The sequence below is a fragment of the Amycolatopsis sp. EV170708-02-1 genome, from assembly GCF_022479115.1.
Classification (GTDB): Bacteria; Actinomycetota; Actinomycetes; order Mycobacteriales; family Pseudonocardiaceae; genus Amycolatopsis.
On the sequence record NZ_CP092497.1, the window covers coordinates 7,402,176 to 7,427,032 of the forward strand.

Here is a 24,857-nt window from a genome sequence, read left to right on the forward strand (position 1 = left end):
GCGAGACAGGTCGCGACGGTGTGGCCGAGTACGACGGCGTCGTCCGTGGAAAGGCTGCCCACCTGGCCCAGCAGCGCGGCGAGGGACCGCGTGCACCGTTCCATCCGGAGCGCGTGCCGCCCGTCGGGCAGCTGGTCGACGCCGTCGACCGGCAACGCGGAAGCCACCGCCCGCAACCGCTCGCGATCGCGGTCCACCGCCGCCAAGGTCGCTCGGTCGAGCCGAGCCGGGAAGACCTTCATCGCGACCGGGACGCCCGCGTAGGTCGCGGGATAGACGGTCGCGACCGGCCCGATGCCGAGGGGGACGCCAAAGCTGTTCCCGGTCATTCGGTCACGAGTCCCGGTTCCCGCAGGCTGCCCAGATCGAACGCGGCCCGGAGCCGGGTCCGGAACGAGGCCTCCGTGAATCCCTTCCGGATCGCCCGGACCGCCGACCACGCCTGCGCGGCCGTCCGGTCGTCGGCGCCGTACGGGGACCACAGCGTGAGGTCCACCAGACGAGCGAGCCACTCCAGGCCTTCCGCGACGGAGCTGTCCACTGTGGACGGCAGACGGCCGGCGAGTTCGCGTGCCGTGGCACCGCGCGACACGACGATGTCGTGCGCGCGCAGGACGTCCCGTGCCTCCAGCCAGGCCGCGACGACCGCCGCCGGACCGGTGCGGCGGCGCCGTCGCGCGGTCCGGACGGCTCGACGGCCCGGTATCGCCACGACGACGAGGACGAACGCCGAGACGACACCGATGCCGAGCCAGCCGAGCAAAGTGCCGGCCCACGGCGTATCGGGCTCGGACGGCCCGGTGACGGGATCCCTGTCCGCGGGCACTTCCGGATCCCGCAGGTGCTGCGACGGCGGGAGGGCGTCGCGCGCCTGGGCGGTGACCCGCGCCAGCGCACCGGCCGCCGCGGCGGTGCCGCGGGACGCGCCGCCGGTGGGATCGAGCGGAACCCAGCCGACCCCCGCGACGGCCACCTCCGGCCAGGCGAAGGAGTCTCCATTGTGGACTGTCACCGGGCCGGGACCGCCAGGCGGGGCGCGGAACCCCACCGCGACACGGGCGGGGATACCGGTCAGCCTCGCCAGCGCAACATAGGCCGTGGCGAACTGCTCGCTGGTCCCCGCGCGGGTGGTGAACAGGAAACCGCTCAGCTGCGCCCAGCCGCTCCCGGTCGGCAGAACCGGGCCGGTCGCCTGCCGGTAGTGCTCGGCGAGATACCGCTCCAGCACCAGCGCGGCCCGGAACGACGGACGCAGCCCACCGGTGGCGGTCCGCGCCAGTTCGGCGACGCCGGGCGGCACCTGCCCGACCCCGCCCGACACCGCCGACGCGTCGATTCCCGCGTCCAGCAACGCCTCCGGCGCCACCGCCGGTTCGCGCCAGCCGAGCTCGTACTCCACCGGTCCCCGCCGTCCCGGCAGCAGGAGGGTGCCGGTCGCGGGGTCGACCAGTGGGTCGGCCCCGGCGACCGTGGCCAGGAGGGGCTGGCTGGGCAGCCAGGGGCCGCCACCGTCCGGGACCGTGATCCGCGCGTGCCGGGTGGCCGTCCCGAGCGTCGCGCCGAGCCGCAGATAGTCACCGTTCGCCCGCCAGCTGACCCCGTCGAACTCGGTGAGGACGGCGATCCGCCAGCGGTCGGCCCCGGCCGTCCCGGTGTAGCGGAACACCGCTTCGCCCGGGCGGGTCAGCCGGTCGGCGACCTCGTCGAGCGGGTTGTCCACCCGCAGCGGCGGCACCGGGGCGGCGGCGTGTTCGAGCGCCAGCGACGGCCGGACCCCCTGATCGAGGGCGGTGACCCCGGCCGAGACCGCCACCGCGAGCACCACGGCGGGCAGCAGGAGGACGAGCCTGCTCTCCCGCCGCCGGGTCACGGCGAGCAGCGTGCCGGCGACGACCACGTAGGCCAGCCCGGCGGCGGTGGCTACCGGTCCGGACAGCGCCACATAGGCCTGGCTCAGCCCGGCGACGGCCAGCCCTGGCAGCAGCGCCACCGCGGGCAGGCGCGAAAGTTCGACGGCGAGCACCGCGGCGAACAGCACCGCGAGCGGGACGAACAGGAACAGCTCCGCGTCCGCCCGCGCGGGCCAGGTCGACTGGAGCGTCAGCTGCCAGGACCGGGTGACACCGTCGAGCAGCCCCCGCAGCATCGCCGAGTCCGGGAGACCCGGCCCGAATTCCAGCTCTCCCAGCGCGAGCAGGCCCAGGACGAGCATCAGGACCGGCCGCCACGGACGCAGCGCGGCCACCCGCAGGCAGACCTCGACGACGGCGAAGCAGACCAGAAGGACCGTGACGAGCGGGAGCAGCAGCGAGCCCATGCCGAACACCGGCGCGAAGAGCAGGCCGGGAAGTCCCGTGGCGAGCAGCAGCAGGGCGGCCACCAGCCGTTGTGTCCATTGTGGATTCATAAGCCGAGCGCGTTCCATCGTCGGGCCGCGTCGGCGGCGTCGGAGACCGAAAGCACCACCGCACCGGGGATACCTTCGAACGTCTCGGCGTCGCCGAGCACGAAGACGATCAACGGCGAGTACCGGTCACGCAAAGCCGCCACCGCGGCCCGATCGGCCGGAGTGCCGCCGGCGGTCACCACGGCCAGCCCGCCGACCCCGGCGCGGCTCAGCACCTCCGGGACCAATGCCGGGCCGGACGACGGTTCGAGCACGCACAAGGCGTCCAGCAGCGGCCGCACCGCCCGTGGCCCTCCCCCGGTGTCCACGTCCAGACCGCCGGAGGAGACCAGCCGCGTCGGCCGGTCCGCGCGCGCCGCCGAACCGGCCAGCGACGCGGCCGCGTCGACCGCGTCTTCCAGCCGGGGGCCGCGCAACCGGGAGTCCAGCAGCACGGTGAACCTGGGCTGGTGGGGATCGACGTAGTCGCGCACCATCAGGCTGCCGGTCCTCGCCGTCGCCTTCCAGTGCAGATGCCTGATTTCGTCGCCGTGCACGTATTCCCGGACTTCACGCAGGTCTTCGGAACCGCGCAGCCGGTCGTCGGCGACCGCCCCCTCGTGGTGGTGCCGCGGCCGCCCGCCGCCCGGCGGGGACATCACGTGCGTCCGCGGATGGACCCACAACGTCGCGGTCTCGCCCGTGGTCAGCCGCCGGTACCCGAGCCCGAACGGGTCCGCCCGTTCGAGGACGAGCGGGCCGACCTGGTGCCGTCCACGCCGCTCGGTGGGCAATTCGTAGTTGTGCGCGGTTTCCGCGTTGGGGCCCAGCGCGCGGATGGCGACCGTCCGCGTCGCGGCGCCGACCCGGTCGCCCGCGGTGAAGGCGCCGTGCCGCCGCCTGGCCGGGTTGCGCACCCGAAGCGTGGCGGCCGCGGGCCTGCCGCGCTCCACCCGGTCCGGGTAGACCTGGCGGGACACCACGACGCGGGGACGCCGTCCGGTCGCGACGATCGCCGCGATCAGCGCGCCCGCCCCGGCGCCCGCGATCGCGAGGAAGAACGGATAGCCGGCCCAGTGGCCGAGGACGAACAGCCCCACGGTCGCGGCGAGCACGACGGCACCGCGTCTGGTCAGCCGGATCATCAGGCCCGCGGCCCCACGCTCACCGGGGCGGGCGTCGCGTCGAGTACCTCGTCCACCACATCGCCGGGGTCACGGCCGTTCAGCTCGGCGTCGGCGGTGAGGATCAGCCGGTGCGCGAGCACGGCCTGCGCGATCTCCTTGACGTCGTCCACGGTGACGAACGTCCGGCCGTCGGTCGCGGCATAGGCCTGCCCGGCGCGGATCAGCGCGATACTGCCCCGCGGGCTCGCCCCGTACCGCAGGGCGACGTGCTCACGTGTCGCGGCCGCGAGCCTGGCGGCGTACTCGCAGAGCGCGGGTTCGACGTGGACCGCCCGGACCTGCCCGATCGCCCGGCGCACCGTCTCGATGTCCACCACCGGGGCCAGTTCGTCCGGGCCGACGCCCGCGCAGTCGCCCATGATCACCTTGACCTCCGAGGCGAGGTCCGGGTAGCCGACCTCCAGCCGCATCAGGAACCGGTCCAGCTGCGCTTCGGGCAGCCGGTAGGTCCCGGCCATCTCGATCGGGTTCTGGGTCGCGACGACCAGGAACGGCCGTGGCACCTCGTGCCGGACGGCGTCGACGGTGACGGTCCGCTCGGCCATCACCTCGAGCAGGGCCGACTGCGTTTTCGGGGTGCCGCGGTTGATCTCGTCCGCGACCACGATGTTCGCGAACACCCCGCCGGGATGGAACTCGAAGCGTTCTTCCCGCTGGTGGTAGACGGGGACGCCGGTGATGTCGCCGGGCAGCAGGTCGGGGGTGAACTGGATGCGGTTCCACGATCCGCCGACGCTCCTGGCCAGGCAGCGGGCCAGTGTCGTCTTGCCGACACCGGGAACGTCCTCCACGAGCAGGTGCCCTTCGGCGAACAACGCGGTGACCGCGTGCCGGACGAGCTTTTCCTTGCCGCGCAACACACTGCGGACGTTCTCCGCGATGAGCTTGTAGACCGCGCCGGGCGGGCGAAGGGGAGTCATCGAGCTAGGTCCACCTGATCCTGTTGGAGGTGATCCGGCCGTCCGGGGTCTGGACACTGACCCAGACGGTCTGGCCGGGCACGTCGTAGTTGAGTTCGTTGTAGGTCGCCGAACCGTCGGCGCCGGTCGTGGTCGATTCGGTCCGCACGTTGGTGTTGCTCGACGAGCTGAGCCGGATCGCGTACCGCGTGTTCGGCGCGAAACCCTTCATCGTCACGTTGACCTCGGCACAGTCCGGCTCGTGGCAGTTCTCGCTGGAGGTGTCCCGGCCGCGGCTGATGGTGATCGTCGGCGCGGGGACGGTGATCGTCCGGCTGGCCGTCTGCCCCTCGCGCGTCTGCCCGTCGGGCGTCCTGGTCACCGCGCGAACGGTGAAGGTGTAGGAATTCCCGGCGGTCAGCCCGGGATAGCTCGCGGAAGTGCCCGTGACCGTCTGCTGCGCGAAACCGGTTCCGGTGACGACATAGTGCGCCAGTTCCCCGCCACCGAGATCCGGCCGTGTCCAGGAGAGCGCCGCGGTGCCGTCGCGGTTGCTCACGGTCAACGCCGGTGCGGCCGCGGCCGCCGCCGGAGTCGCCGACGCCGAAGCGCCCGGTCCGGTGCCCGCCTTGTTGATCGCGACGACGGTGAACGTGTAGCGCGTCCCGTTCGCCAGCCCGGTGATCCTGACGCGGCGGGTGCCGCCGTCCACCGTCCGGGAACCACCCGCCCAGCTGATCCGGTACGACGTCACTTCGGCCCGGTTGGCGGGAGCGGCCGACCACGCGACCGTGACCGCGCCCGCCTCACCGGTCGCCGATACCCCGGGCGGCGCGCCCGGTGGGCTGGCCGGGACGGCGGGCGGGGTGACCGGAGGCGGCGGCGGGTTCGGCTTCGAGGGCCCGGGCCGGTCGGTGCCGGTGTCCTGGCCGGGACGCCCGTCCTCGCCACGCCGCTCGGCGGGCGGGGCCACGGGCCCCTGTCCCGGCGCGGGCTGTGCCGGGACCGGTTGGTCCTTCTTCTCCGCGGGCGGGACCACGGGAACGTCGGTGACCTTGCCGTCCTTGGCAACGACGAGGACGTGGGCGCCCTGGCCGCCGTCGACGTAGATATGCGAATCCTCGCCGCGGACGACCCGGGCCGTGCCGCCGTCGGGCGGGAGCGGCTTGTCGTCCGTCTGCCTGCCGTCGGCGTCGTAGGTGAACAACCGGCCCGAGGTGCGGTTGACCACGACGACCACCGAGCCCGCCGCGACCGGCGCGTCGTACTGACCGGGCGGGAGGGGCACCGTGATCGGCCGCCGCGGCGCGGGAGCGGGATCGACCAGATGCAGCAGGCTCCGCGCGGGGTCGAGCACGGCCACGCGACCGGCCACGTCGTTGGCCGCCGTCCGGAGGTCGGCGCCCGCGCCGAGGCCCATAGGCACCGGCACGCCGAGACCGGCCGATTCGACGGCGCGCACGACGCCGTCGGAGGTGTCGACGAAATGCAGCTCGTCCCCCACCAGCGTCAGCGCGCCGAAATGCCCTGCGGGCAGCGCGACCGGGCAGGACGACACGGTGTCTGCGCCGCGGTCCAGCCGGCAGAGCAGGCCGGACGCGATACGCGGCAGCCACAGCGTCCCGTCCGCGGTGGCGACCGGGTCGCCGACCGGCCCCCGGCGGAGATCGGCGCGGGCGGATCGCCGAGCCGGATGATCCGGCCCGCCTGCCGGTACACCAGGTACGGGCCGCCCGCGGTCTCCACGGCGACCGGGACCTCGCCCGAGGGCGGCACCCCCGGCGGCCCGGCGGTCAGGTCCGATTTGCCGAACGGGGTGATCCGGGTGCCGCCGACAACGTAGCCGCTGGTGTCCCCCTGCACGACCTGGCTTCCCGGATCACCCGGCACCGCGACCTGCGCGTCGATCCCCGCCGTGCCGCCGTCGATGTGGAAAGCCGCCTGCAGCAGGGAGTTGTAGACCCAGTGGCCGCCGGGGATCTCTTGTATCCCCGGCGGCGGTTTCGCCGCGCCGGTGACCGCGGTCGTCAAGACCGCCACCGAAACCACGACGATCGTCACGACCGGCAGCCGGGCCCGCCAAGCCGTGCTCCCCCGAGTGCCCTTTTTCACGGCACGGACCGTAGCCGAGTGATTCGGGAGGGTTCCCGAGATGAAACCCCATCGCCTACTGGGACGGGGACCGGCCACGCTACGCTCGGTGCCCGTACGGGTACTTCTCCGGCTGACGACCACGGATGGTCCGACATGACGTTCTCGCGCCGAGACCGTGAACCGGCGGGCCGCCGCATCGCGGATCGCTACCGGCTGGCCGAGCGCGTCGGCGCCGGCGGTGAAGGCGTGGTCTGGCGGGCGATCGACGAGCGGACCGGGCGCACGGTCGCGGCCAAACAAGCGAAGATGAGCGCCACCGGAGCCGGCCGCAAGCTGCGCCGCGAGGCACGCTTGGCCGCTTCGGTCGACCATCCGCACGTGGTCACCTGCCACGAAGTCGTCAGCGATGACGACGAACTGTGGCTGATCCAGGAGTACGTCCCTTCGCGGACCCTCGCCGCCGTCCTGAGCGAACGCGCACTGCCCGAAGCGAAGGTCGCGGAAATCGGGGTCCAGCTGGCGTCGGCGCTCGCCGCCGTCCACGAGCGGAAGATCCTCCATCGCGACCTCAAACCGGGCAACGTCCTGATCGGCGAGGACGGGCGGGTGAAACTGACCGATTTCGGCATCTCCCGGTCCGTCGCGGCGGACGAGACCTTGACCGACGCGGCGCTGTACGCGGGCACTCCCGGCTATCTCGCTCCCGAGGTCGCGCGGGGTGACCCGCCCACCGAAGCCTCGGACGTGTTCTCCCTCGGCGCGACGCTCTACGCCGCTCTCGAGGGTTCGCCGATGTTCGCCGGGGAGACCCCGCTCGCGCGGGTCCGTCGTGCCGCGGACGGCGACATCCCGCTGCCCCGTGCCGCGGACGCACTGGCGGAGCCGCTCGCGCGGATGCTGGACCCGGACCCGGCACTCCGCCCGTCGGCCGCCGAAGCGGGCGCGGCCCTGGCGGTGGCCTCGGGCGGCACGGCCGAGGCGTCCCCCGCGAGACGCCGTGTGGTCCATCGGTTCCGGCGCCCGATCGGCGCGGCGGCGGGTATCGCGGCCATCGCGGTCGGCACGCTCTCGGCGAGCACGCCAACGGCTCCGGCGACGCCCGCGCCCTTCGACGCCCGCGCCCTGGATCCCTGCCGCTTGACCGACACGGCCGCGCTCCGCTCGTACGGACGCACCGAGCTCGAACCCGATTACGGCAACTTCAACCGGTGCGACGTGCTCCTCCACCGCGGCGACGGGAATTTCACCGACGTCAAGGTGGAGCTGAAGAACCACCCCGGGAGCCCGCCGGACGGCGAGCTGAAACGCGTCGGGGCCTTCGACGTCGTCGGCGGCCATCTCCAGGACGACAAATGCGCCCGGCTGATCCTCGTTCCCGAGGGATACCTCGTGTCGGTCACCGCGAGCGACGATCCCGGCGCCCCGGTGGACCTGTGCGCGGTCGCCGACATCGCCACCGATTCGGCGACGAAGGCGTTGTCCCGCGACGGAACCCCGCTCCGGAAGGGGAAATTCCCCGCACGCTCGCTCGCCGAAGTGGACGCGTGCGCCCTGCTCGATCCCAAGGCACCCGAGGTGCCCGGCCCGCCGCAGCCGTTCTTCGGCCGGTGGAGCTGCAACTTCGAGGGTCCCGCGGGCCGGGTACGGGTGATCTTCGACCGGGGACATCCCCTCGACGACGAGGACGGCGCGCACAGCACCGTGGCGGGCCGGGAGATCCGGACGGCCGCCGACGACTACGGGCCGGGAACGTGCCGCTCGACGATCGCCTATCGCCCGTACACCGACATCGACAACATCCCGATGCTGGAATCCGTCCTGATCGTGGTGAACGGCGACCCGCCATCGGAACGGCTCTGCGGCCCGGCCAAGACCTTGGCGGGCGAAGTGGCGAGGAGGTTGCCATGACCACGTTCGACCGCTGCCATCCCAGCCTCGCCCACGGTGTCCCGCCCGCCGAGCCGGGGACGATCTTCGCCTCGACCGTGTCCGGCCGGTCGTCGATGCCCCCGAAAGACGGACGGCAGCTCCTGTTCGGCCGCAACCGGGACGACGTGCACGTCCCCCTCGGCGAGGACGACCGGCAGATCAGCCGCCATCAGGGCACACTCGTCCACGAAGGCGGCGCCTGGTGCGTGCGCAACGAAGGCAAGCTTCCGCTCCGGCTCCCCGGTTCCCGGCTCGTCTTCGGCGGCGACGAACCGGCACCGCTTTCCGACGGCTACACCGCGCTTTTCATCCGCGGCTCCAGCGGACGTGAACACCTGCTGGAGATCTTCGTCGCGGGAACCGATTCTCCCGCCCCGGTGTCCCTCGGCACGGAGGTCACGGAGCCGCCGCGCGTCTGGCGGCTGAACACGGCCGAGCGCACCGTCCTGGTCGCGCTGGCGCAACGATTCCTCCGCCGGGAGGCCTACCCGCAACCCCTGAGCTGGCGCCGGGTCGCCGACCAACTGGCCAAAGTGGACCCGGACGAGAACTGGGCGCCCAAAAAGGCCGAGCACATCGTGACCGGGGTCCGCCAGCGGCTCATCGATGCCGGAGTGCCCGGCCTCACCAAAGAGGAGGTCGGCGAGCCCGTGGGCAACGCGCTGAACGTCCACCTGATCGGCGAGCTGCTACAGTCCGCGACCCTGGTGCCGCCGGATCTCGCCTTGCTGGAACCGCGCGATCGGCGGCCGTGACGGCGATTTCGTCCGTCCATTTCGGACTGTCGAGCGCTAACGGCGGCGCAGTGGAGGTCTCCTTCCCCGCCGCTGGGCAACTACTCGCGCTCCCCGCCTCCGCTGACGTTGACCCCTCGCTTCGAACCCGGAACGCCGTGTGGAGGGCGGACCTGGACCGGTCTCGCCCTCCACACGGGGATACAGCCGGTCATCGCCGGACCGCCGGTTCACCTCCGCTGACGTCACTGGGGGTGCGCAGTGCCGCCATGGCCAGGAAGCCGCCCGCGACGGCGATCCCGGCGGCGCCGAGGAACGCGGCCGAGTAGCCGCCGGTCAGCGCGACCGGGTCACCGACCCGGCCCGCACCGGCCGACACGGCGACCGCGGTCATCGCGGCCAGGCCGAGGGCCGACCCGATCTGGTACGAGGTGTTCACGATCCCCGACGCGAGTCCGCCTTCCTCCGGTTTCGCGCTGGAGATCGCCGTTCCCAGCGACGGGATGAACGCCAGCGCCTGGCCAAGGGCCGCGACCAGCGACGCGGGCAGGACGTCGACGACGAAGTTCCCCGTCGGGCTGACGAACGACAGCCACACCAGGCCCGCGGCGAGCGCCCACAGTCCGCCGATGATCATCTTCTTCGGCCCGAACCGGCCGATCAACCGGGGCGCGACCGCGACCATGAGCACCACGATCAGCACCGTCATCGGCAGCAGCGCCGCACCGCTGGCGAACGCCCCGTAGCCCAGCACCTGCTGCAGGTACAGGTTGAGGAAGTACCACATCGGGATCCACGCCGCGCCGAGCAGGAACTGCGCCAGGTTCGCGCCGCCGAGGTTCGGCGTCCGGAAGATCCCCAGCCGCACCAAGGGAACCTCGCGCTTCCGCTGGATGGCCACGAACACCGCGAGCAGGGCGATGCCGCCGATCAGCGCACCCCAGGTGCCTGCCGAGTCCCAGCCCGCTTCCGGCGCCCGCACGACACCGAACACCGTCAGGCCGAGGCCCGCGGTCGCCGCGACCGCACCGGCCAGATCGACCGAGCCACGCCGGGCCGGGGCGGACGGCATCAGCTTGCCGGTCGCCACGATCGCGATCAGCGAGATCGGGACGTAGAGCCAGAAGATCCACGGCCACGACAGCCATTCGGTGATCACGCCGCCGAGGAACACCCCGGCCGTGCCACCGGCGGGAGCGGCCGCGCCGTACAGCGCGAGCGCCTTGGTCAGCTCACGGGGCCGTGAGCCGAACAGCATCATCAGCAGGGTCAGCGCGGACGGCGCGATCAACGCCGCGCCCGCACCCTGCAAGACCCGGCCGAGCAGTTCGACCCATGCGGTGCCCGCGACCGCGGCGACCACGGAACCGCCGAGGGTGACGACCCAGCCGGCGGTGAACATCCTCCGCGCGCCGAACAGGTCCGAGAGGCGTCCGCCGAGCAGGAGCAGCCCGGCCAGCGCGATGACGTAGGCGTTGAACACCCACGACAGGTCACCCGGGGAGAACCCGAGGTCCTGCTGCATCGCCGGTAGGGCGACGCCGATGATCGAAGTGTCCATGATGACCATGAACTGGGCCAACGCGATGAGTCCCAGCGCCCACCACCGTCGTGGGTCCGGGGTTGTCTCCGCCATGACGACCGTCCTTTCAGGATTCCATTACCCATAGGGGGTATTGCGGAGTTGAAGTTAGGCCCATCGGCACCGTCGCACAAGTACCCCTATGGGGTATTAGTGTAGTGATCGCCACAGTCGCCACCTCGACGGCAAATCCGTTGCCCGGCAAAGATTCGTCGCGCAGAACACCGAGGAGTCACCAGCACTGGACAGGTACCCCATACAGGTATAAGGTTCCTGCGACCGACAGGACGAGGAGGAGCCATGCAGCGTCTTCAGTCGCTTGATCCGGCCGACGCGCCGGCGAAGTCCGCCGAGCTGCTCGGCGACATCGTCCAACGGCGCGGCTCGGCAGGCCCGATGGTCTCCGCGATGGCCAACTCCCCCGCGCTCCTTCAGGGCTACCTCGACTTCTCGCGGGCCATGAAGCGGGTCAAGCTCCCCCGGGCACTCAGCGAAAAGATCTCACTCGCCCTGCAGGAGTGGATCGGTTGCGCGCTGTGCCTGCAGGCGCACACACAGGCCGCACGGGCCGCCGGGCTCAGCGACAACGACATCGCGCTGGCCCGGCAGGGCACCTCCACCGATCGGCGCGAGGCCGCGCTGATCGCGTATGCCGTGCGGGTCCTCGCCGAACCGGCCTCGATCGGCGACGAGGACGTCGCCGAATTGCGGCGACACGGCTGGAGCGACCAGCTCATCGCCGACACGGTGGGGCTGGTGTCGCTCAACCTGCTCACCGGTTCGTTCAATCTCGTCGCAGGACTCGAACCCGCACCTGCCGAGCAGTCCACAAAGGAGAAACACGACCATGTCGGTTGAGCACGACCACTCGCACCACGAACACCAGCACCACGGCGGCCACGAACAGCACCGACCGGGCAAGGTCTCCTGGGGTATGGCGGCGTCCGCCACCCTGCACTGCCTCACCGGCTGCGCCATCGGCGAAGTGCTCGGCATGGTGATCGGCACCGCGCTGGGCTGGGGCAACCTCGCCACCATCGTGCTCGCCGTCGCGCTGGCGTTCGTCTTCGGCTACGCGCTGACGATGCGCGGCGTCCTGCGCGCGGGTGTCGGCTTCAAGCAGGCCCTCAAGGTCGCCCTCGCCGCCGACACCGTCTCGATCATCGTCATGGAGATCATTGACAACGGGGTGATGCTCGTCGTCCCGGGCGCGATGGAGGCAGGCCTCGGCAGCTTCCTGTTCTGGGGCGCGCTCGCCTTCGCGCTCTTCGTCGCTTTCCTGCTCACCACGCCGGTCAACAAGTGGCTCATCGGCCGCGGCGCCGGACACGCGGTCGTGCACGCCTACCACCACTGAAAGATCCGCGACGAACAAGGGCCGCCCCTGGTGCTTCCGCACCAGGGGCGGCTCTTCTCGTTCGTCCACACAAGGGAACTGGCGCGGTACGGGCAAAGACGTGACTCGCGTGACTGGAGGCCGTACTCGCGTGTTCCGCCGCTGATCACGCGAGTTCCGTTCGAGTCGAGGTGTCTTGGTACCTGCTGGACGCGACATGGTCGCAGGTCCGTGAGGGCCTCCTTGCCTACCCTCAAGGTAGGGAAGGAGGCCCTCACGGACAACGCGATAGCCAACCGCGACCCTGACAACACCCCCTGTCCCAGCGGCGACGCGTGAAGGACCCCTTCCCTCGGCTCAGCCGAGGAAACTCGACCTTCCCAAGTCCGTGAAGGCTCCCTTCACTGCGTCTAACGCGGTGAAGGGAGCCTTCACGTACTTCCGGGGAAGGCGGCTGGCGTGGTGGGCACGTCTCGTGAGCGGCGTTTCGGGCTAGAGCCAAGGGTGGCTTAGGTACCTACCGCCGGTGCGCCGGCGGCGGGTTCGCGTGACTGACCGGACGACACACGTGGCTGGACGGACGACACACGTGGCTGGACGGACGACACACGTGATCAGACGGACGACTCGCGGCGGAACCCGGCCGCGGTCGTGTCGTCCGCCGGATCACGCGTGTCCTCCGGTCGGTCACGTGACATCGCCGGTCGAGTCTCGTGAGTGGTAAGGACGGCGAGAGCCCGAAACGCCACTCACGACCCACCCGACCTGCGCCCGGGACCGCCCGCCATGTCGCGAAAGCCACTTTCGGGACATCAGACGTCGCGAAAGTGGCTTTCGCGACGCGCGCGCCGCGGCCACCGGGATGCATCGCGGGCCCCCGCCGCGCGCGTCCGGGGCAGGCACGAGCGAAAAGGCACTCGCGCGGCACCGGAAGTGCCGCGCGAGCGCCTCGTTCGAGCGATGATCAGCTCGCCGTGCCGCGGAATCCCTTGAGCCGCAGGCTGTTCGTGACCACGAAGACCGAGCTGAACGCCATCGCGGCGCCGGCGATCATCGGGTTGAGCAGCCCCGCCGCGGCCAGTGGCAGCGCCGCGACGTTGTAGGCGAAGGCCCAGAACAGGTTGCCCTTGATGGTGCGCAGCGTCCGCCGCGAGAGCCGGATCGCGTCCACCGCCGCCCGCAGATCACCGCGGACGAGGGTGAGATCCGACGCCTCGATGGCGACGTCCGTGCCGGTGCCCATGGCCAGGCCGAGGTCGGCCTGTGCCAGCGCGGCCGCGTCGTTGACGCCGTCGCCCACCATGGCGACCACCTTGCCCTCGCCCTGCAGCCGCTTGACCACGTCGACCTTGTCCTTGGGCAGGACCTCGGCGATCACCTCGGTGATCCCGACCTCCGCGGCCACCGCGCGGGCCACGGCCTCGTTGTCCCCGGTGAGCAGGACCGGGGTCAGGCCGAGCGCCCGCAGCCGCGTGATGGCTTCGGCGGACGTCGGCTTCACCGTGTCGGCGACGACGAGTACGGCACGGGCCTTCCCGTCCCAGCCGACCACGATCGCCGTCCGGCCGTCCTTCTCTTCGGACGCCTTGGCCTCGGCGAGGTTCGCCGTCAGGTGGTGCGCCCACTCCTCCAGCAGCGCGCTACGCCCGGCCAGCACCGCCTTGCCGTCGACGATCCCTTGCACGCCAAGGCCTTCGACGTTGGTGAACTCCTCGACGGCGGGCAGCTCGCCCACCCGCTCCCGTGCCGCGCGGGCGATGGCCTGCGCGATCGGGTGCTCCGACGCGTTCTCCAGCGCACCGGCCAAGCGCAGCGTCGTCTCCTCGTCGGCGCCTTCGGCGACGTGGACCGCCACCAGCGACATCTGCCCGGTGGTCACGGTGCCGGTCTTGTCGAGGACCACCGTGTCGACCGACCGGGTGGACTCCAGCACTTCCGGCCCCTTGATCAGGATCCCGAGCTGCGCGCCCCGTCCGGTACCCACGAGCAGCGCGGTCGGCGTCGCCAGCCCCAGTGCGCACGGGCAGGCGATGATCAGCACGGCCACCGCGGCGGTGAACGCCGCCGCCACCGAACCACCGGCCCCGAGCCAGAACATCAGCGTGCCGACGGCGAGCGCGATCACGATCGGCACGAACACACCCGAAACCCGGTCGGCCAGCCGCTGGACCTGCGCCTTGCCGGTCTGCGCGTCCTCCACCAGCTTCGCCATCTGCGCGAGCTGCGTGTCCGCGCCGACCCGCGTCGCACGGACGACGAGCCGTCCGCCCGCGTTGACCGTCGCGCCGACCACGGAGTCGCCGGGGCCGACCTCGACGGGGACGCTCTCGCCGGTCAGCATGCTGGCGTCGACGGCGGAACTGCCTTCGGTGATCACGCCGTCGGTGGCGATCTTCTCCCCCGGCCGGACCACGAACCGGTCCCCGACGATGAGCCGGTCGACCGGGATCCGCTCTTCCTTGCCGTCACGGAGTACGGCGACGTCCTTCGCGCCCAGCTCCAGCAACGCCCGCAGCGCGGCACCCGCCCGGCGCTTGGACCGCGCCTCGAAGTACCGCCCAGCGAGGATGAACGTCGTCACCCCGGCGGCGACCTCGAGGTAGATGTTGCCGTCCCCGGCCATCCGCTCCACGGTCAGCTCGAAGGCGTGCGTCATGCCCGGCGTTCCCGCGCTGCCGAACAGCAGCGCGTACAGCGACCACAGGAACGCGGCGAGCGTGCCCATCGAGATCAGGGTGTCCATGGTGGCCGCGCCGTGGCGCAGATTCGCCCACGCCGCCTTGTGGAACGGCCACGCCGCCCACACCAGCACCGGCGCGGCCAGCGTCAGCGAGATCCACTGCCAGTAGGTGAACTGGAACGCCGGCACCATCGCCAGCAGGATCACCGGCACCGACAGCACCGTGGAACCGATCAGCCGCTGCCGCAACGGCGCGATCGGATCGGCCTCCTCGGCGGGCCCGTCCGGCCGCTCCTGCTTCGGCGGAGCGGGCAGGGCGGCCGCGTAACCGGCCGCCTCCACCTGCTCGATCAGCCGCTGGGGTTCGATGTCCCCGCTGTAGGTGACCTTCGCCTTCTCCGTGGCGTAATTGACCGTGGCGGTGACGCCGTCCAGCTTGTTCAGCTTCTTCTCGATGCGCATCGCGCACGACGCGCAGGTCATCCCGGTGATCGCGAGTTCGACCTCGGCCGTGGTGGCCTGGTCCAGATCGGAAGTCATCGTGGTCGCTCCTTTCGTGCTCGCGGTCAGCCGTGTCCGCCGTGGCCGTCGTCGGCCGCCGGGGGTGGGGTGGGGTCCTGGGACGCCGAAGGGGCCGGGGCGGGGGTGCCCGCGGTGGCGACGGTGAACTCGGCGGTGCGGACCTTGCCCTGGTGCTGGAAGTCGAGGAACAGCCGGTACGTCCCCGCCGAGGGGACTTCGGCGAAGAAGGTCACCGCCGGACCGGGCTTCGTGCGACCGTCCCCGGGCTCGCCGTCCGGGTGGACGTGCAGGTACGCGAGGTCGCCGCCGCGCAGCGCCACCAGATGCCCGTAGGCGCCCAGGTACGGCTGCAGATCGGTCACGTCGCGGCCGTCCTTGGTCACCGTCAAGGTCACCTGCGACGACTTGCCCGGCGTCAGCTCACCGTCCAGGCGGACTTGGTAGCCGTCGACGTTCGCGACGCGCGAAGGCCGGTGCTCGACGGGTTTGAAATCCCCCGCCGCGGCGACGTCGACACCGAGTGTCGAGGCCGAGCCGCCCGTCGGCTTGAAGTCCGCGAAGACGCGGTAGCTGCCCGCTTCGGGCAGGGCCAGCGGGACACTCCACACGCCGTCGGGCGCGAGTTCGGGGTGCACGTGCTGGAAACCGGCCGTGTCTCGCCGGACGACGATCAGGTGCATCCGCTTCTCGTGTTCGACGTCGTACGCGGTGACCGGCGCGCCGTCCGGGCCGAGGATCTTGAAGGAGAAGGGCTGGTTCGTCCCCGGCGTGAGCGTCGTGGTGGTGGGCGTGAGGGTGTAGCCGCCCCTGGACGACGCGAGCCCGCCGGGCTCGTCGGTCGGCGCCGCCTCCGCGACGGTGCCGCTGTGAGCGTCCCCATGCCCGGCGTCCTCGCCGCCGGGAAGGCCGGCGGCGCCGGCGAAAGGACCGACAGCGGTGCCTGCGGCCCAGGCGCCACCGGCGACCAGGGCAAGCGCCACACCGTAGGCGGAGAGCTTCGCAACTGTGTTCATCGTGAAGTCCTTAGTGCGGGCCATGACCCGCGATCGGGGACCGCGGCTCAGGCGGTCAGCTCGTATCCGGCTTCTTCGACGGCGGCGCGCACCTCGGCGACCGCGGGTTCCCGGGATCCGGTCACGGTCACCGCTCCGGTGGGCAGATCCACGCGGACGCCGGTGACGCCGTCGATCTTGCCGACCTCTTCGGTGACGGAGCGGACGCAGTGGTCGCAGGTCATGCCGGTGACGGTGTAGGTGGTCTCGCTCATCGTGGTTCTCCTTGCGGGATATCAGGAACGGACGAGGCGGGCGATGACGTCGCTCGCCTCCTTGATCTTTTCGTCGGCTTCGTCGCCGCCCTTGGCGATGGCGTCGGACACGCAGTGCCGGAGGTGTTCGTCCATCAACCCCAGCGACACCGACTGCAACGCCTTGGTGGCCGCGGACACCTGCGTGAGGATGTCGATGCAGTACTTGTCCTCTTCGACCATTCGCTGCAGGCCGCGGATCTGTCCTTCGATCCGCCGCAGCCGGGTCAGGTATTCGTCCTTGCCTTGCGTGTATCCGTGCATCTCGACCTCCACCGAGGACTCTACATACCCTAGGGGGGTAGGGCAACCGGCATACCCCAGTGGCGTATGTCACCGCCCGCCTTCGACGCGCCACCCCGGACGGGGCATGATGGGGACGTCCGCGAATCCCGACTCGAGGAGCGAGCGTGGCCGATCACGGCGACGACAAGGAGCGCCAGCTCAAACGCCTACGACGCGTCGAGGGGCAGATCCGTGGCCTGCAGAAGATGGTCGAAGAGGACAAGTACTGCATCGACGTCCTCACCCAGGTCTCGGCGGCGACCCGGGCCCTGCAATCGTTCTCCCTCGAACTCCTCGAGCGGCACATGGCGGGCTGCGTCGTCGAAGCCGCCGCGAAAGGCGGCCCCGAGGCGGACAGGAAGATCCGGGAAGCCTCCGAAGCGATCGCGCGCCTGGTGCGTTCCTGAACCTCCTGACACACGAAGCGGGCGGATGACCTTCAGTCACCCGCCCGCTTCTCATTCTTCCCTGGTCGCCGTGAACCCGGTCCGGACATGGGCGCCGTCGCAGAACGGCTTTTTCGCCGACTTCCCGCACCGGCACAGCACTTGCGTGCGCCCGATCGGCTCGTACTCTTCGCCGTCGTGGCCGACGAGCCAGACCGGCCCTTTCACCTGATACGGCCCGTTGTCCACGACCTTGATGACGACGGCCGGTTCAATTCCGTTGTCCTCGGCCATCACCTTCAGCCGACCACCTCGTAGCCGGCCTCCTCGACCGCGGATCGCACCAGCCGCGCGTCGACCGGCCCCTCGCTCACGACGGTCACTTCGCCGGTCGCGATATCCGCGTCGACGTCGCTGACCCCGGCGACGCCGTTCACCGCCGCCGTCACCTTGTTCAGGCAACCCGAGCACGTCATGCCCTTCACCGTGTACACGGTGGTGTCCATCGGCTTTCACCCTTCGGTTCGATATTACATTACCCCCGTAGGGTATAGCACAGGATGCGGGCGCACCAAAGTCCGTGAAGGCCTCCTTGAGGGACTCTGGATCCCTCAAGGAGGCCTTCACGGACAGCTGATACGGGGTAGGGGTTTAGCGGCTCACAGGTCGGACTTCAGGACCTCGTCGGCGTCCTTGACGAGCACCATCACGTCCTGATGGCGATCCCACGCGGCCTCGTCGTATCCGGCGAGGCGCAGGCCGGGCGTCTCCAGCGCGCGCTGCACCGCCCAGCCGGGCGAGCTGAGCGAGATGCCGTAGCCGTCGTTGCCCGCGTAGTCGTTGTAGCCGAAACCGCACGCCTTGTACGCGGCGAGCATGCGGTCGGTCGCACGGGTGTCCAGCCCGTAGTCCTTGCCCGCCTCGGCGCGTATCGCCATCCGGCGGCCGTGCGTGGTGACCACGGCGACGCCACCGGGAGCCAGCGCGCGCGAGAAGTAGCGCAGCAGCGGACCCCAGTTCGGGGCATCGAGATGGGTCAGCACCGAACCGCACCACAGCAGGTCCACCCCGGTCACCTGCTCGATGTCGTCGACGTCCGGGGCACCGGGCACCGCCCGAGCGCCGAACGCCTCGGCGCAACCGGCCAGCGCCGCCGGGTCCATGTCGCACGCGATCAGCTCCGCCGCCGGGAAAGCGGCCCGCAGCGAACGCATCACCCGGCCGTAACCACACCCGAAGTCCAAGACCCGCTTCGGTTCCGGACGCCCCGTGACCCGCAACGCGGCGAGCACCGCGCGCAACGCGTCCCTGGACACGCTCAGGTAGTGCGCGGTGTTGTTGCCCGCGAACATGCTGTCGCCCTCGGCGATCGTCGTGCTGACTCTCGCCATGATGCCCGCGACGGTCTCGTCCAGCGTCTCGCTCATTCGTCCCCCTGGGTGGTCGTCCCGCACGGCAACCGTAGCGGTCCCCGAACAGGGTTCGAATGACCCCTGCGCACGGTGCCGGGCGCGATCTACCGTCGGGCAAAGCGATACCCGGATCCGAAGGGAACACCATGGCCCGTTTTTCGCGCCTTCTCACGCCGGTCGCGGCGACCGCGCTGATTCTTTTGTCGCAGGTGTTCGCCACGAACGCCAGTGCCGCGGCGTCCGGTGCCGGCAGTATCGACGTCGGACCGGTCAGCATGGCCACCTCGATGGAATGCTGGGGAGAACGCAAGTCCGTGGGTGACGCGTGGGTCACTCTCGACGGAGACCGCGTCACGGTACGAGACCACTGCGCCGACGGGAATCCGGTCATGGCCCGCGTGCAGATGACGGTCGACGGAACCGCACGGTATTGGATGTGTTACAACAATTCGGGCGGTGGTACCACGAAGGTGTGCGACCACGATTGGCCTGAAGGATTCGTCGGATTCAAAACGGTGATCTTCTTTGCCTGGGACGGTATCCGCGAATACAAAATGGGGACCTTGCGGCACTGGCGGGACGGATAGTCCTCTCGCCCCGACTTCCCGCACGCACCGGCTCGGTCGAGCCGGTGCGTGCCCGTACGCCACACTGGTGGCGGTGAGCGGGCGCTGGGGAGGATGCGGTGGAGTTTCGGGTACTGGGTCCGCTGCGGGTCCGGCGCGACGGGCGGGACGAGGCGCCCGCGGGACGGTTGCAGGGCATCCTGCTCGGTGTGCTGCTCGCGCGAGCGAACCAGCCGGTGCCGGTGGACGTGCTGACCGGCGCGTTGTGGGGTGACCACCGAGACCCGCGGCACGGCCAGCGGCTGCAGCTCCACGTTCACCGGCTCCGGAGTGTGCTCGCCGAGCCGGATCGGCTGTCGTTCGGTGAAGCGGGCTACCGGCTGCGGGTGCTGCCGGGAGAGCTGGACTCGGAGCGGTTCGCGTCGCTGTTCGACGAAGCGCGAGAAGTCGCCAGTGAGAACCCACAGCGTGCGGTCGACGTCCTGCGCGGTGCGTTGGGCCTGTGGCACGGCGACCCGTTCCGTGACGTGGACGTCCCGCTGCTCGCGGACTGGGCGCAGCGGCTCACCGAGCTCAGGTCGGTCGCGCTGGAGACGCTCTACGAGGCCGAACTCGCCTGCGGGCTGAACGCGGCGATCATCGGCGAACTGACGGATCTGGTGCGCCGGTACCCGGTTCGCGAGCGGCTGCACGGCCTGCTCATGACCGCCCTGTACCGCGCCGGGCAGCAGGCCGAAGCGTTGCGGGCGTATCGCACGGCACGGGACACGCTCGTCGAAGAACTCGGCGTGGACCCCGGCCCCGAGTTGCGTGAGCTGCATCAGCGCATGCTCGCGGGAGAGTCACTGGCGCCGGACGAGAAGACCCCGCCCACGAGTGTGCCCGCCCAGCTGCCGGTGGACGTGCGCGGATTCGTGGGCAGGGACACCGAGCTCGCGGAACTCGACGGCCTCCTCGCCACCGGGGAGGCCGCGGTGGTCTCGGCCGTCGCCGGAACCGCCGGAGTGGGCAAGACGGCGCTGGCCGTGCGCTGGGCACACCGGGTGCGGGACCGGTTCCCCGACGGCCAGCTGTACGTCGATCTGCGTGGCTACGGCCCCGACCAGCCGGTCTCGCCGGAAGACGCGCTGGCGGGCTTCCTGCGCGCGCTGGACTTGGACGGCGCGGCGATCCCGCAGGACCTCGCCGAGCGCGCCGCGCGGTTTCGCACCCTCGTCGCCCGTCGCCGGATGCTGATCGTGCTGGACAACGCCCGCACGGTCGAGCAGGTGCGTCCCCTGCTGCCCGGGAGCTCTTCGTGTTTCGTGGTGGCGACCAGCCGGGACGCGCTGGCCGGTCTCGTCGCCCGCGAGGGCGCCCACCGGCTCGATCTCGATCGGCTGCCGGACGAGGACGCCCGCGTTCTGCTCCGCGAACTGCTCGCCGACCGGGTGGACGCCGAGCCAGAGGCGGCCGCCGCCTTGGTGGAACGGTGCGCCCGGCTGCCCTTGGCGTTACGGATCGCCGCCGAGCTGATCCGGTCGCGGCCCGCTCGCGGCCTCGGCGAATTCGTCGACGAGCTTTCCCGCCAGCAGGACGCTCTCGATCTGCTGGACGTCGACGGTGATCCGCAGACCGCCGTGCGCGCCGTGTTCTCGTGGTCGTACCGGAAGCTGGACGCGGTGGCGGCCCGGCTGTTCCGCCTCCTCGGCCTGCATCCCGGGCACGACACGGACGACCACGCGGCGGCGGCGCTGGCCGGCACCGGGCCGCGGGAGACGCGCCGCGCGCTGGACGTGCTGCGCAGGGCCCATCTCGTCGATCAGTCTTCCGACGGCCGCTACCGTTCCCACGATCTGCTGCGGGCGTACGCCGCCGAACTCGCCGAAACCACCGACAGCGCCGACGAACGCGAGGCCGCGCTGAGCAGGCTGCTCGACCACTACCTGTCCACGGCTTCGGCCGCGATGGACGTCATCGCGCGAGACGACTACGCCCCGAGGCCGAAGGCGCCGGTCTCCCACGGGGAAGCACCGCTGTTCTCGACCTACGACCACGCGTGGCGCTGGCTCGACGCCGAGCGGGCCAACCTGCTGGAGGTCTGCGGGCACGGCGGGCCGGCGTCCGTGATCCACCTGTCGGAGACCGTGTGGCGTTACCTCGACACCGGCGGGTACTACGACGACGCGGTCGTCCTGCACACTCGCACGGTCGACGCCGCTCGTGCCCTGAAAGACGAACGCGCGGAAGCGAGGGCGCGACGCATTCTCGGTGCCACGATGTCACGCAGGGGCCAGGACCGCGAAGCGATCGACCATCTCGAATGGGCGATGGCCGCGTTCCACCGCACCGGGGATCGGGGGTTCCAGGCGGCGACGCTGAGCTTTCTCGGCTGTGTGTACGGGAAGAAGGGCGAGCTGGAAGTGGCCCGGCACCGGTTCGAGCAGGCACTCGCGCTGACCGATCCGGACGAAAGCTGGTATCTGCACTGCGCGGTCAGGATCAACCATTCCCAGAACCTGCTGAGCCTCGGCCTTCCCGAAGAGGCCAGGCGGCATCTCGACGTGGCTTTCGCCCTGTGCCAGGAAAATCACGACGAACACATCGAATGCAACGCGGTCAACCTCCTGGCCAAGATGTACCTCCACATCGGACAGGACGACGCAGCCTTCGACCACGCCCAGCGCGGCATGGCTCTCGCCAGGGCATCGGGTTTCCGCACCCAGGAAGCGGATTGCCTGAGGGTTATGGGGGTGGTGTACCGGCGACGGGGCGACGGCGAGCGGGCCTTGCGCCACCACGAGGAAGCGGCGGCACTCGCCCGTGCCATCGGTGACACGGAAGTGATCTGCGAGACGCTCAACGCGTTGGGCACCACCCACGCCTCAGCGGGACGCCACACCGAGGCCCTCCGCTGGTACGGCGACGCGCTGGCCGTCGCCACCGAGGCAGGCCACCGCGAGCAGGTGGCGCACGCCCACGCCGGAATCGGTGACCTCCACGCCGAACGAGGCGAGCACGACGAGGCACGCCGGCACTGGCTCCAGGTACTCGACTTCTACCGCGACCTCGACGTCCCCCAGGCCGCCGAAATCAGGGCGAAGCTCGAAAACCTGGGCGGCTCATGAATCCCGCGAGCCGAGCAGGGCCCGCGCGCGCAACGCGGCCTGGGTCCGGCTGGTGACGCCGAGTTTGGCCAGCACATTGCCGACGTGCACCTTGACCGTGCGTTCGGCCAGCCCGAGCCGTCCCGCGATGTCGCGGTTGGACAGTCCGGAACCGAGCAGTGACAGCACTTCGCGCTCGCGCGGGGTCAGGCCCGGGTCACCGGTACCGCACAGCGTGGCCGCCGCGGACGGGCTGATCACGGTCATCCCGTCGTGCGCGCCGCGGACGGCGGCGGCCAGCTCGGCCCCCGTGGCGTCCTTCAGCACGAAGCCGGCGGCACCGGCGGCCAGCGCCTGCCGGATCTCGTGCCGCCTCCCGATGGTGGTCAGCATCAGCACGGGCGGCGGGGCGGGCATCCGCTCGCGCAGGCGGCGCAGGGTCTCCAGGCCGTCCATGTCCGGCAGGTAGAGGTCGAGCAGGACCACGTCGACCGGTTCCCGCGCGGTGCGGAGGAAGTCGAGCAGCTCCGGCCCGCCGGCGCAGTGCGCGGCGACGGTCAAACCCGGCTGCGCGGCCAGCACCATCGCCAGCCCTTCGCGGACCAGGGCGTGGTCGTCGACCACGACGACACGAACCATGGGATCACCTCGATGGCGCACACTCTACTGTCGGGACGTGCTCAATCATCTCCGCGCGCGTTCGGACCTCGGGATGATCCTGCTGGTCGCACTGCTGTTCTGGGCGAGCGGGCTTGGCACGGGGAGCTGGCAGGCGGTGGCCGTCGCCGCCGCGCAGCTGCTGCCGCTGGCCGCGCGGCGGCGGGCACCCGGCGTCGTGCTCACGGTCGTCGCCGCGGCGACCGTGGCGCAGCTGCTGCTGGGGCCCGCTCGCAACGTGGCCTACGTACCGGTCCTGCTCGCGCTCTACACCGTGGCCGCCCTGCCGAACCGTGCCGGGCACCGGGTGGTCGCCCTCGGCGCGGCGGCCGCCGTGGCGCTGGTGATGGGCGAGTTCAAGGGCCTGGTGGACGGCACTTCGCTGGCGCTGGTGGCCTTCGGCGTGGCGTGGACGATGGGCATGGAACGGCGACGGCACGTGGCCGACCGCGCCCGGCTCGTCGAGCAGCAAGCCCGCCACAACGCGGAAACCGCGGCCGCGGAACGCCGGGAGCGCACGGCCCGGCGGCTGCACGACACGCTCGCCCACACCACGACGGTGATGCTCGTGCAGGCCGAGGCGTTGCGCGCGACCGCCGATCTCGGCGAACCGGCCCGCGAACGCGTGGACACGATCCTCACCGCCGGCCGGGACGCGCTCACCGAGGTCCGGCGGACGCTCCGCGACCTCGCCGAGGACGAGCATCCGCCGCCCGCGCCCACCGACCTGCCCGAGCTCCTCGCCCGGCTGCGCGCCGCCGGGCTCGTGCTGGACGAACCCACCGGCGTACCGGACGGGGTGGCCGGGGCGCTGGCCGAGCGGGTGATCGCCGAGGCGGCCACGAACGCGTTGCGGCACGCCGGCCCCGGCACCCGGGTGCGGATCACCGTGCGGAACCACGACGACGACGTGCGGGTCGAGGTCCGCAGCGAACTGCCCGCCACCACGAGACCGGGTGGCGGCAGCGGCTTCGGGCTGGCCAGTGTGGCCGGTGAACTGGCCGAACACGGCGGGCGGCTGGAATTCGGCCCGCGCGGGCGGCACTGGGTGGTCCGTGCGGTCATCCCGGCTGCCGGGCCAGCAGCCCGGACACCGTGACGAACCGATAACCGAGCCCACGCAACCGTTCGACCAGCGGGACCACCGCTCGCCTGGTCGTGGTCCGGCTCTGGTACATCCCGTGCAACAGGACGATCGAGCCGGGCCGCACGTGCTCGGCGGTGTACTCGGCGATGCCGGAGGCGCTGGCGGCCACCTCGGGGTAGGAGTCCGGTTCGACGTCCCACATGATCGTCCGCCGCCGATGCTCGGCGAGATAGCGCGGCAGGGCCAGCAGTTTCTTGCCGTTGGGCGGGCGGAAGGTGATCTCGCCGCGGTAGCCGGTCCGGCGGATCAGCGCGTCGGTCCGCTCGATCTCGGTGGCCACCGTTTCGGCGGACACGAAGACCATCCGCTCGTGGGAGTAGGAGTGGTTGCCGAGCTCGTGACCGGCGGCGGCGATCCGCGCGCCGAGATCCGGGTGCCGTTCCAGCTCCCGCCCGGTCAGGTAGAAGGTGGCGGGCACCCCGGCCGCGCGCAGGCCGTCGAGGAGTTCCGCGGTACCCGCCGGGTCGGGCCCGTCGTCGAAGGTGAGGGCCACGACCTTGTCCGGCACGTCGACCCGATGGGTCAGGCCGCCGTAGAACTGGAAGGTCCGGGCGTTGACCAGCCGATCGAGGCCGAAGGCCGAGGCCGCCAGCACGACGGCGGCGATCAGGCCGAGCACCACGACCTTGCGGGCACGCGGTGAAGCGGGGAGGACGCGCATAC

At 71.2% G+C, this 24,857-nt stretch carries 23 protein-coding genes; 8 read left to right on the top strand and 15 right to left on the bottom strand.

The features are described 5' to 3' along the window. Nucleotides 1-325 precede the first annotated feature (325 nt). Genes MJQ72_RS33575 through MJQ72_RS33595 form a run of 5 tightly spaced genes read right to left on the bottom strand, consistent with a single transcriptional unit; the run spans nt 326 to nt 6,584 of the window. Entirely contained in the window at nt 326-2,407 is a 2,082-nt protein-coding gene (locus MJQ72_RS33575) for a transglutaminase domain-containing protein (RefSeq protein ID WP_240595049.1), read from the bottom strand. Beyond that, nucleotides 2,404-3,531 carry a DUF58 domain-containing protein gene (locus MJQ72_RS33580; protein ID WP_240595051.1) on the bottom strand — a complete coding sequence of 376 codons (1,128 nt, stop codon included), beginning with the start codon at nt 3,529-3,531 and terminating at the stop codon, nt 2,404-2,406. Before MJQ72_RS33580 ends, MJQ72_RS33575 begins: the two co-directional genes overlap by 4 nt. Beyond that, entirely contained in the window at nt 3,531-4,493 is a 963-nt protein-coding gene (locus tag MJQ72_RS33585) for a MoxR family ATPase (RefSeq protein ID WP_240595053.1), read from the bottom strand. Before MJQ72_RS33585 ends, MJQ72_RS33580 begins: the two co-directional genes overlap by 1 nt. Nucleotides 4,494-4,497: 4 nt before the next feature. After that, nucleotides 4,498-6,030: a fibronectin type III domain-containing protein gene (locus tag MJQ72_RS33590; protein WP_240595055.1), complete on the bottom strand. Its 1,533-nt coding sequence runs from the start codon at nt 6,028-6,030 to the stop codon at nt 4,498-4,500. After that, nucleotides 5,982-6,584 carry a hypothetical protein gene (locus MJQ72_RS33595; protein WP_240595057.1) on the bottom strand — a complete coding sequence of 201 codons (603 nt, stop codon included), beginning with the start codon at nt 6,582-6,584 and terminating at the stop codon, nt 5,982-5,984. The genes MJQ72_RS33590 and MJQ72_RS33595 overlap by 49 nt, the downstream gene beginning before the upstream one ends. A gap of 135 nt (nt 6,585-6,719) precedes the next feature. Here MJQ72_RS33595 and MJQ72_RS33600 point away from each other — a divergent pair, with 135 nt between their 5' ends. Together MJQ72_RS33600 and MJQ72_RS33605 are read left to right on the top strand one after the other, a co-directional pair. Next, complete coding sequence (locus MJQ72_RS33600) at nt 6,720-8,474, top strand: serine/threonine-protein kinase (RefSeq protein ID WP_240595059.1); 1,755 nt, start codon at nt 6,720-6,722, stop codon at nt 8,472-8,474. Beyond that, complete coding sequence (locus MJQ72_RS33605) at nt 8,471-9,250, top strand: FHA domain-containing protein (protein WP_240595061.1); 780 nt, start codon at nt 8,471-8,473, stop codon at nt 9,248-9,250. Before MJQ72_RS33600 ends, MJQ72_RS33605 begins: the two co-directional genes overlap by 4 nt. Before the next feature lie 190 nt (nt 9,251-9,440). Here MJQ72_RS33605 and MJQ72_RS33610 read toward each other — a convergent pair whose 3' ends face one another. Continuing rightward, the gene (locus tag MJQ72_RS33610; RefSeq protein WP_240595063.1) at nt 9,441-10,865 is read right to left on the bottom strand and encodes an MFS transporter; all 1,425 of its coding nucleotides are present in this window, start codon (nt 10,863-10,865) and stop codon (nt 9,441-9,443) included. A gap of 246 nt (nt 10,866-11,111) precedes the next feature. On the opposite strand from MJQ72_RS33610, the gene MJQ72_RS33615 reads away from it, so the two are divergent. Continuing rightward, entirely contained in the window at nt 11,112-11,669 is a 558-nt protein-coding gene (locus tag MJQ72_RS33615; protein WP_240595065.1) for a carboxymuconolactone decarboxylase family protein, read from the top strand. Continuing rightward, nucleotides 11,659-12,168 carry a DUF4396 domain-containing protein gene (locus tag MJQ72_RS33620; protein WP_240595067.1) on the top strand — a complete coding sequence of 170 codons (510 nt, stop codon included), beginning with the start codon at nt 11,659-11,661 and terminating at the stop codon, nt 12,166-12,168. The genes MJQ72_RS33615 and MJQ72_RS33620 overlap by 11 nt, the downstream gene beginning before the upstream one ends. A 943-nt stretch (nt 12,169-13,111) precedes the next feature. Here MJQ72_RS33620 and MJQ72_RS33625 read toward each other — a convergent pair. The 4 genes from MJQ72_RS33625 to MJQ72_RS33640 are packed head-to-tail and all read right to left on the bottom strand — an operon-like array spanning nt 13,112 to nt 16,919. Further along, the gene (locus MJQ72_RS33625) at nt 13,112-15,367 is read right to left on the bottom strand and encodes a cation-translocating P-type ATPase (RefSeq protein ID WP_240595069.1); all 2,256 of its coding nucleotides are present in this window, start codon (nt 15,365-15,367) and stop codon (nt 13,112-13,114) included. A gap of 26 nt (nt 15,368-15,393) precedes the next feature. Continuing rightward, a complete protein-coding gene (locus MJQ72_RS33630; RefSeq protein ID WP_240595071.1) occupies nt 15,394-16,362 on the bottom strand; it encodes a DUF748 domain-containing protein in 969 nt (322 codons plus the stop codon). A 47-nt stretch (nt 16,363-16,409) separates the two neighbouring features. Continuing rightward, complete coding sequence (locus tag MJQ72_RS33635; protein WP_240595073.1) at nt 16,410-16,616, bottom strand: heavy-metal-associated domain-containing protein; 207 nt, start codon at nt 16,614-16,616, stop codon at nt 16,410-16,412. A 21-nt stretch (nt 16,617-16,637) separates the two neighbouring features. Continuing rightward, a complete protein-coding gene (locus MJQ72_RS33640) occupies nt 16,638-16,919 on the bottom strand; it encodes a metal-sensitive transcriptional regulator (RefSeq protein WP_016331925.1) in 282 nt (93 codons plus the stop codon). A gap of 146 nt (nt 16,920-17,065) precedes the next feature. Between MJQ72_RS33640 and MJQ72_RS33645 the strand changes: the two genes are divergently transcribed. Next, nucleotides 17,066-17,347 (top strand): metal-sensitive transcriptional regulator, encoded by a 282-nt coding sequence (locus MJQ72_RS33645; protein WP_016331924.1) that lies wholly within the window; start codon nt 17,066-17,068, stop codon nt 17,345-17,347. Nucleotides 17,348-17,398: 51 nt separating this feature from the next. On the opposite strand, the gene MJQ72_RS33650 is transcribed toward MJQ72_RS33645, so the two are convergent. The 3 genes from MJQ72_RS33650 to MJQ72_RS33660 all read right to left on the bottom strand — a co-directional run bounded on the left by MJQ72_RS33650 (nt 17,399) and on the right by MJQ72_RS33660 (nt 18,753). Beyond that, complete coding sequence (locus tag MJQ72_RS33650) at nt 17,399-17,620, bottom strand: CDGSH iron-sulfur domain-containing protein (protein ID WP_240595075.1); 222 nt, start codon at nt 17,618-17,620, stop codon at nt 17,399-17,401. Between the two features lie 5 nt (nt 17,621-17,625). Further along, on the bottom strand, nt 17,626-17,832 hold the full coding sequence (locus MJQ72_RS33655; protein WP_240595077.1) for a heavy-metal-associated domain-containing protein: 207 nt from the start codon (nt 17,830-17,832) through the stop codon (nt 17,626-17,628). 153 nt (nt 17,833-17,985) lie between these two features. Beyond that, complete coding sequence (locus MJQ72_RS33660) at nt 17,986-18,753, bottom strand: trans-aconitate 2-methyltransferase (protein ID WP_240595079.1); 768 nt, start codon at nt 18,751-18,753, stop codon at nt 17,986-17,988. 131 nt (nt 18,754-18,884) lie between these two features. Between MJQ72_RS33660 and MJQ72_RS33665 the strand changes: the two genes are divergently transcribed. Both MJQ72_RS33665 and MJQ72_RS33670 read left to right on the top strand, forming a co-directional pair. After that, entirely contained in the window at nt 18,885-19,325 is a 441-nt protein-coding gene (locus MJQ72_RS33665; RefSeq protein ID WP_240595080.1) for a hypothetical protein, read from the top strand. 98 nt (nt 19,326-19,423) lie between these two features. After that, nucleotides 19,424-22,411: a BTAD domain-containing putative transcriptional regulator gene (locus MJQ72_RS33670; protein WP_240595081.1), complete on the top strand. Its 2,988-nt coding sequence runs from the start codon at nt 19,424-19,426 to the stop codon at nt 22,409-22,411. Here the strand turns inward: MJQ72_RS33670 and MJQ72_RS33675 are convergent. Continuing rightward, nucleotides 22,406-23,029, bottom strand: a complete 624-nt coding sequence (locus MJQ72_RS33675) for a response regulator transcription factor (protein ID WP_240595082.1) — start codon at nt 23,027-23,029, stop codon at nt 22,406-22,408. The two genes, MJQ72_RS33670 and MJQ72_RS33675, sit on opposite strands and share 6 nt — an antisense overlap. A 37-nt stretch (nt 23,030-23,066) precedes the next feature. Here MJQ72_RS33675 and MJQ72_RS33680 point away from each other — a divergent pair, with 37 nt between their 5' ends. Then, on the top strand, nt 23,067-24,146 hold the full coding sequence (locus MJQ72_RS33680) for a sensor histidine kinase (protein ID WP_240595083.1): 1,080 nt from the start codon (nt 23,067-23,069) through the stop codon (nt 24,144-24,146). On the opposite strand, the gene MJQ72_RS33685 is transcribed toward MJQ72_RS33680, so the two are convergent. Further along, entirely contained in the window at nt 24,109-24,855 is a 747-nt protein-coding gene (locus MJQ72_RS33685; RefSeq protein WP_240595084.1) for a polysaccharide deacetylase family protein, read from the bottom strand. The genes MJQ72_RS33680 and MJQ72_RS33685 overlap by 38 nt on opposite strands. Between the last annotated feature and the right edge of the window lie 2 nt (nt 24,856-24,857).

Coding starts and splice junctions, on each gene's coding strand:
- MJQ72_RS33620 (WP_240595067.1), top strand. CDS start 11,659: ATGTCGGTTGAGCACGACCACTCGCACCACGAACACCAGCACCACGGC.
- MJQ72_RS33615 (WP_240595065.1), top strand. CDS start 11,112: ATGCAGCGTCTTCAGTCGCTTGATCCGGCCGACGCGCCGGCGAAGTCC.
- MJQ72_RS33665 (WP_240595080.1), top strand. CDS start 18,885: ATGGCCCGTTTTTCGCGCCTTCTCACGCCGGTCGCGGCGACCGCGCTG.
- MJQ72_RS33625 (WP_240595069.1), bottom strand. CDS start 15,367: ATGACTTCCGATCTGGACCAGGCCACCACGGCCGAGGTCGAACTCGCG.
- MJQ72_RS33585 (WP_240595053.1), bottom strand. CDS start 4,493: ATGACTCCCCTTCGCCCGCCCGGCGCGGTCTACAAGCTCATCGCGGAG.
- MJQ72_RS33675 (WP_240595082.1), bottom strand. CDS start 23,029: ATGGTTCGTGTCGTCGTGGTCGACGACCACGCCCTGGTCCGCGAAGGG.
- MJQ72_RS33610 (WP_240595063.1), bottom strand. CDS start 10,865: ATGGCGGAGACAACCCCGGACCCACGACGGTGGTGGGCGCTGGGACTC.
- MJQ72_RS33650 (WP_240595075.1), bottom strand. CDS start 17,620: ATGGCCGAGGACAACGGAATTGAACCGGCCGTCGTCATCAAGGTCGTG.
- MJQ72_RS33580 (WP_240595051.1), bottom strand. CDS start 3,531: ATGATCCGGCTGACCAGACGCGGTGCCGTCGTGCTCGCCGCGACCGTG.
- MJQ72_RS33630 (WP_240595071.1), bottom strand. CDS start 16,362: ATGAACACAGTTGCGAAGCTCTCCGCCTACGGTGTGGCGCTTGCCCTG.
- MJQ72_RS33640 (WP_016331925.1), bottom strand. CDS start 16,919: ATGCACGGATACACGCAAGGCAAGGACGAATACCTGACCCGGCTGCGG.
- MJQ72_RS33575 (WP_240595049.1), bottom strand. CDS start 2,407: ATGAATCCACAATGGACACAACGGCTGGTGGCCGCCCTGCTGCTGCTC.
- MJQ72_RS33685 (WP_240595084.1), bottom strand. CDS start 24,855: ATGCGCGTCCTCCCCGCTTCACCGCGTGCCCGCAAGGTCGTGGTGCTC.
- MJQ72_RS33655 (WP_240595077.1), bottom strand. CDS start 17,832: ATGGACACCACCGTGTACACGGTGAAGGGCATGACGTGCTCGGGTTGC.
- MJQ72_RS33660 (WP_240595079.1), bottom strand. CDS start 18,753: ATGAGCGAGACGCTGGACGAGACCGTCGCGGGCATCATGGCGAGAGTC.
- MJQ72_RS33635 (WP_240595073.1), bottom strand. CDS start 16,616: ATGAGCGAGACCACCTACACCGTCACCGGCATGACCTGCGACCACTGC.
- MJQ72_RS33600 (WP_240595059.1), top strand. CDS start 6,720: ATGACGTTCTCGCGCCGAGACCGTGAACCGGCGGGCCGCCGCATCGCG.
- MJQ72_RS33605 (WP_240595061.1), top strand. CDS start 8,471: ATGACCACGTTCGACCGCTGCCATCCCAGCCTCGCCCACGGTGTCCCG.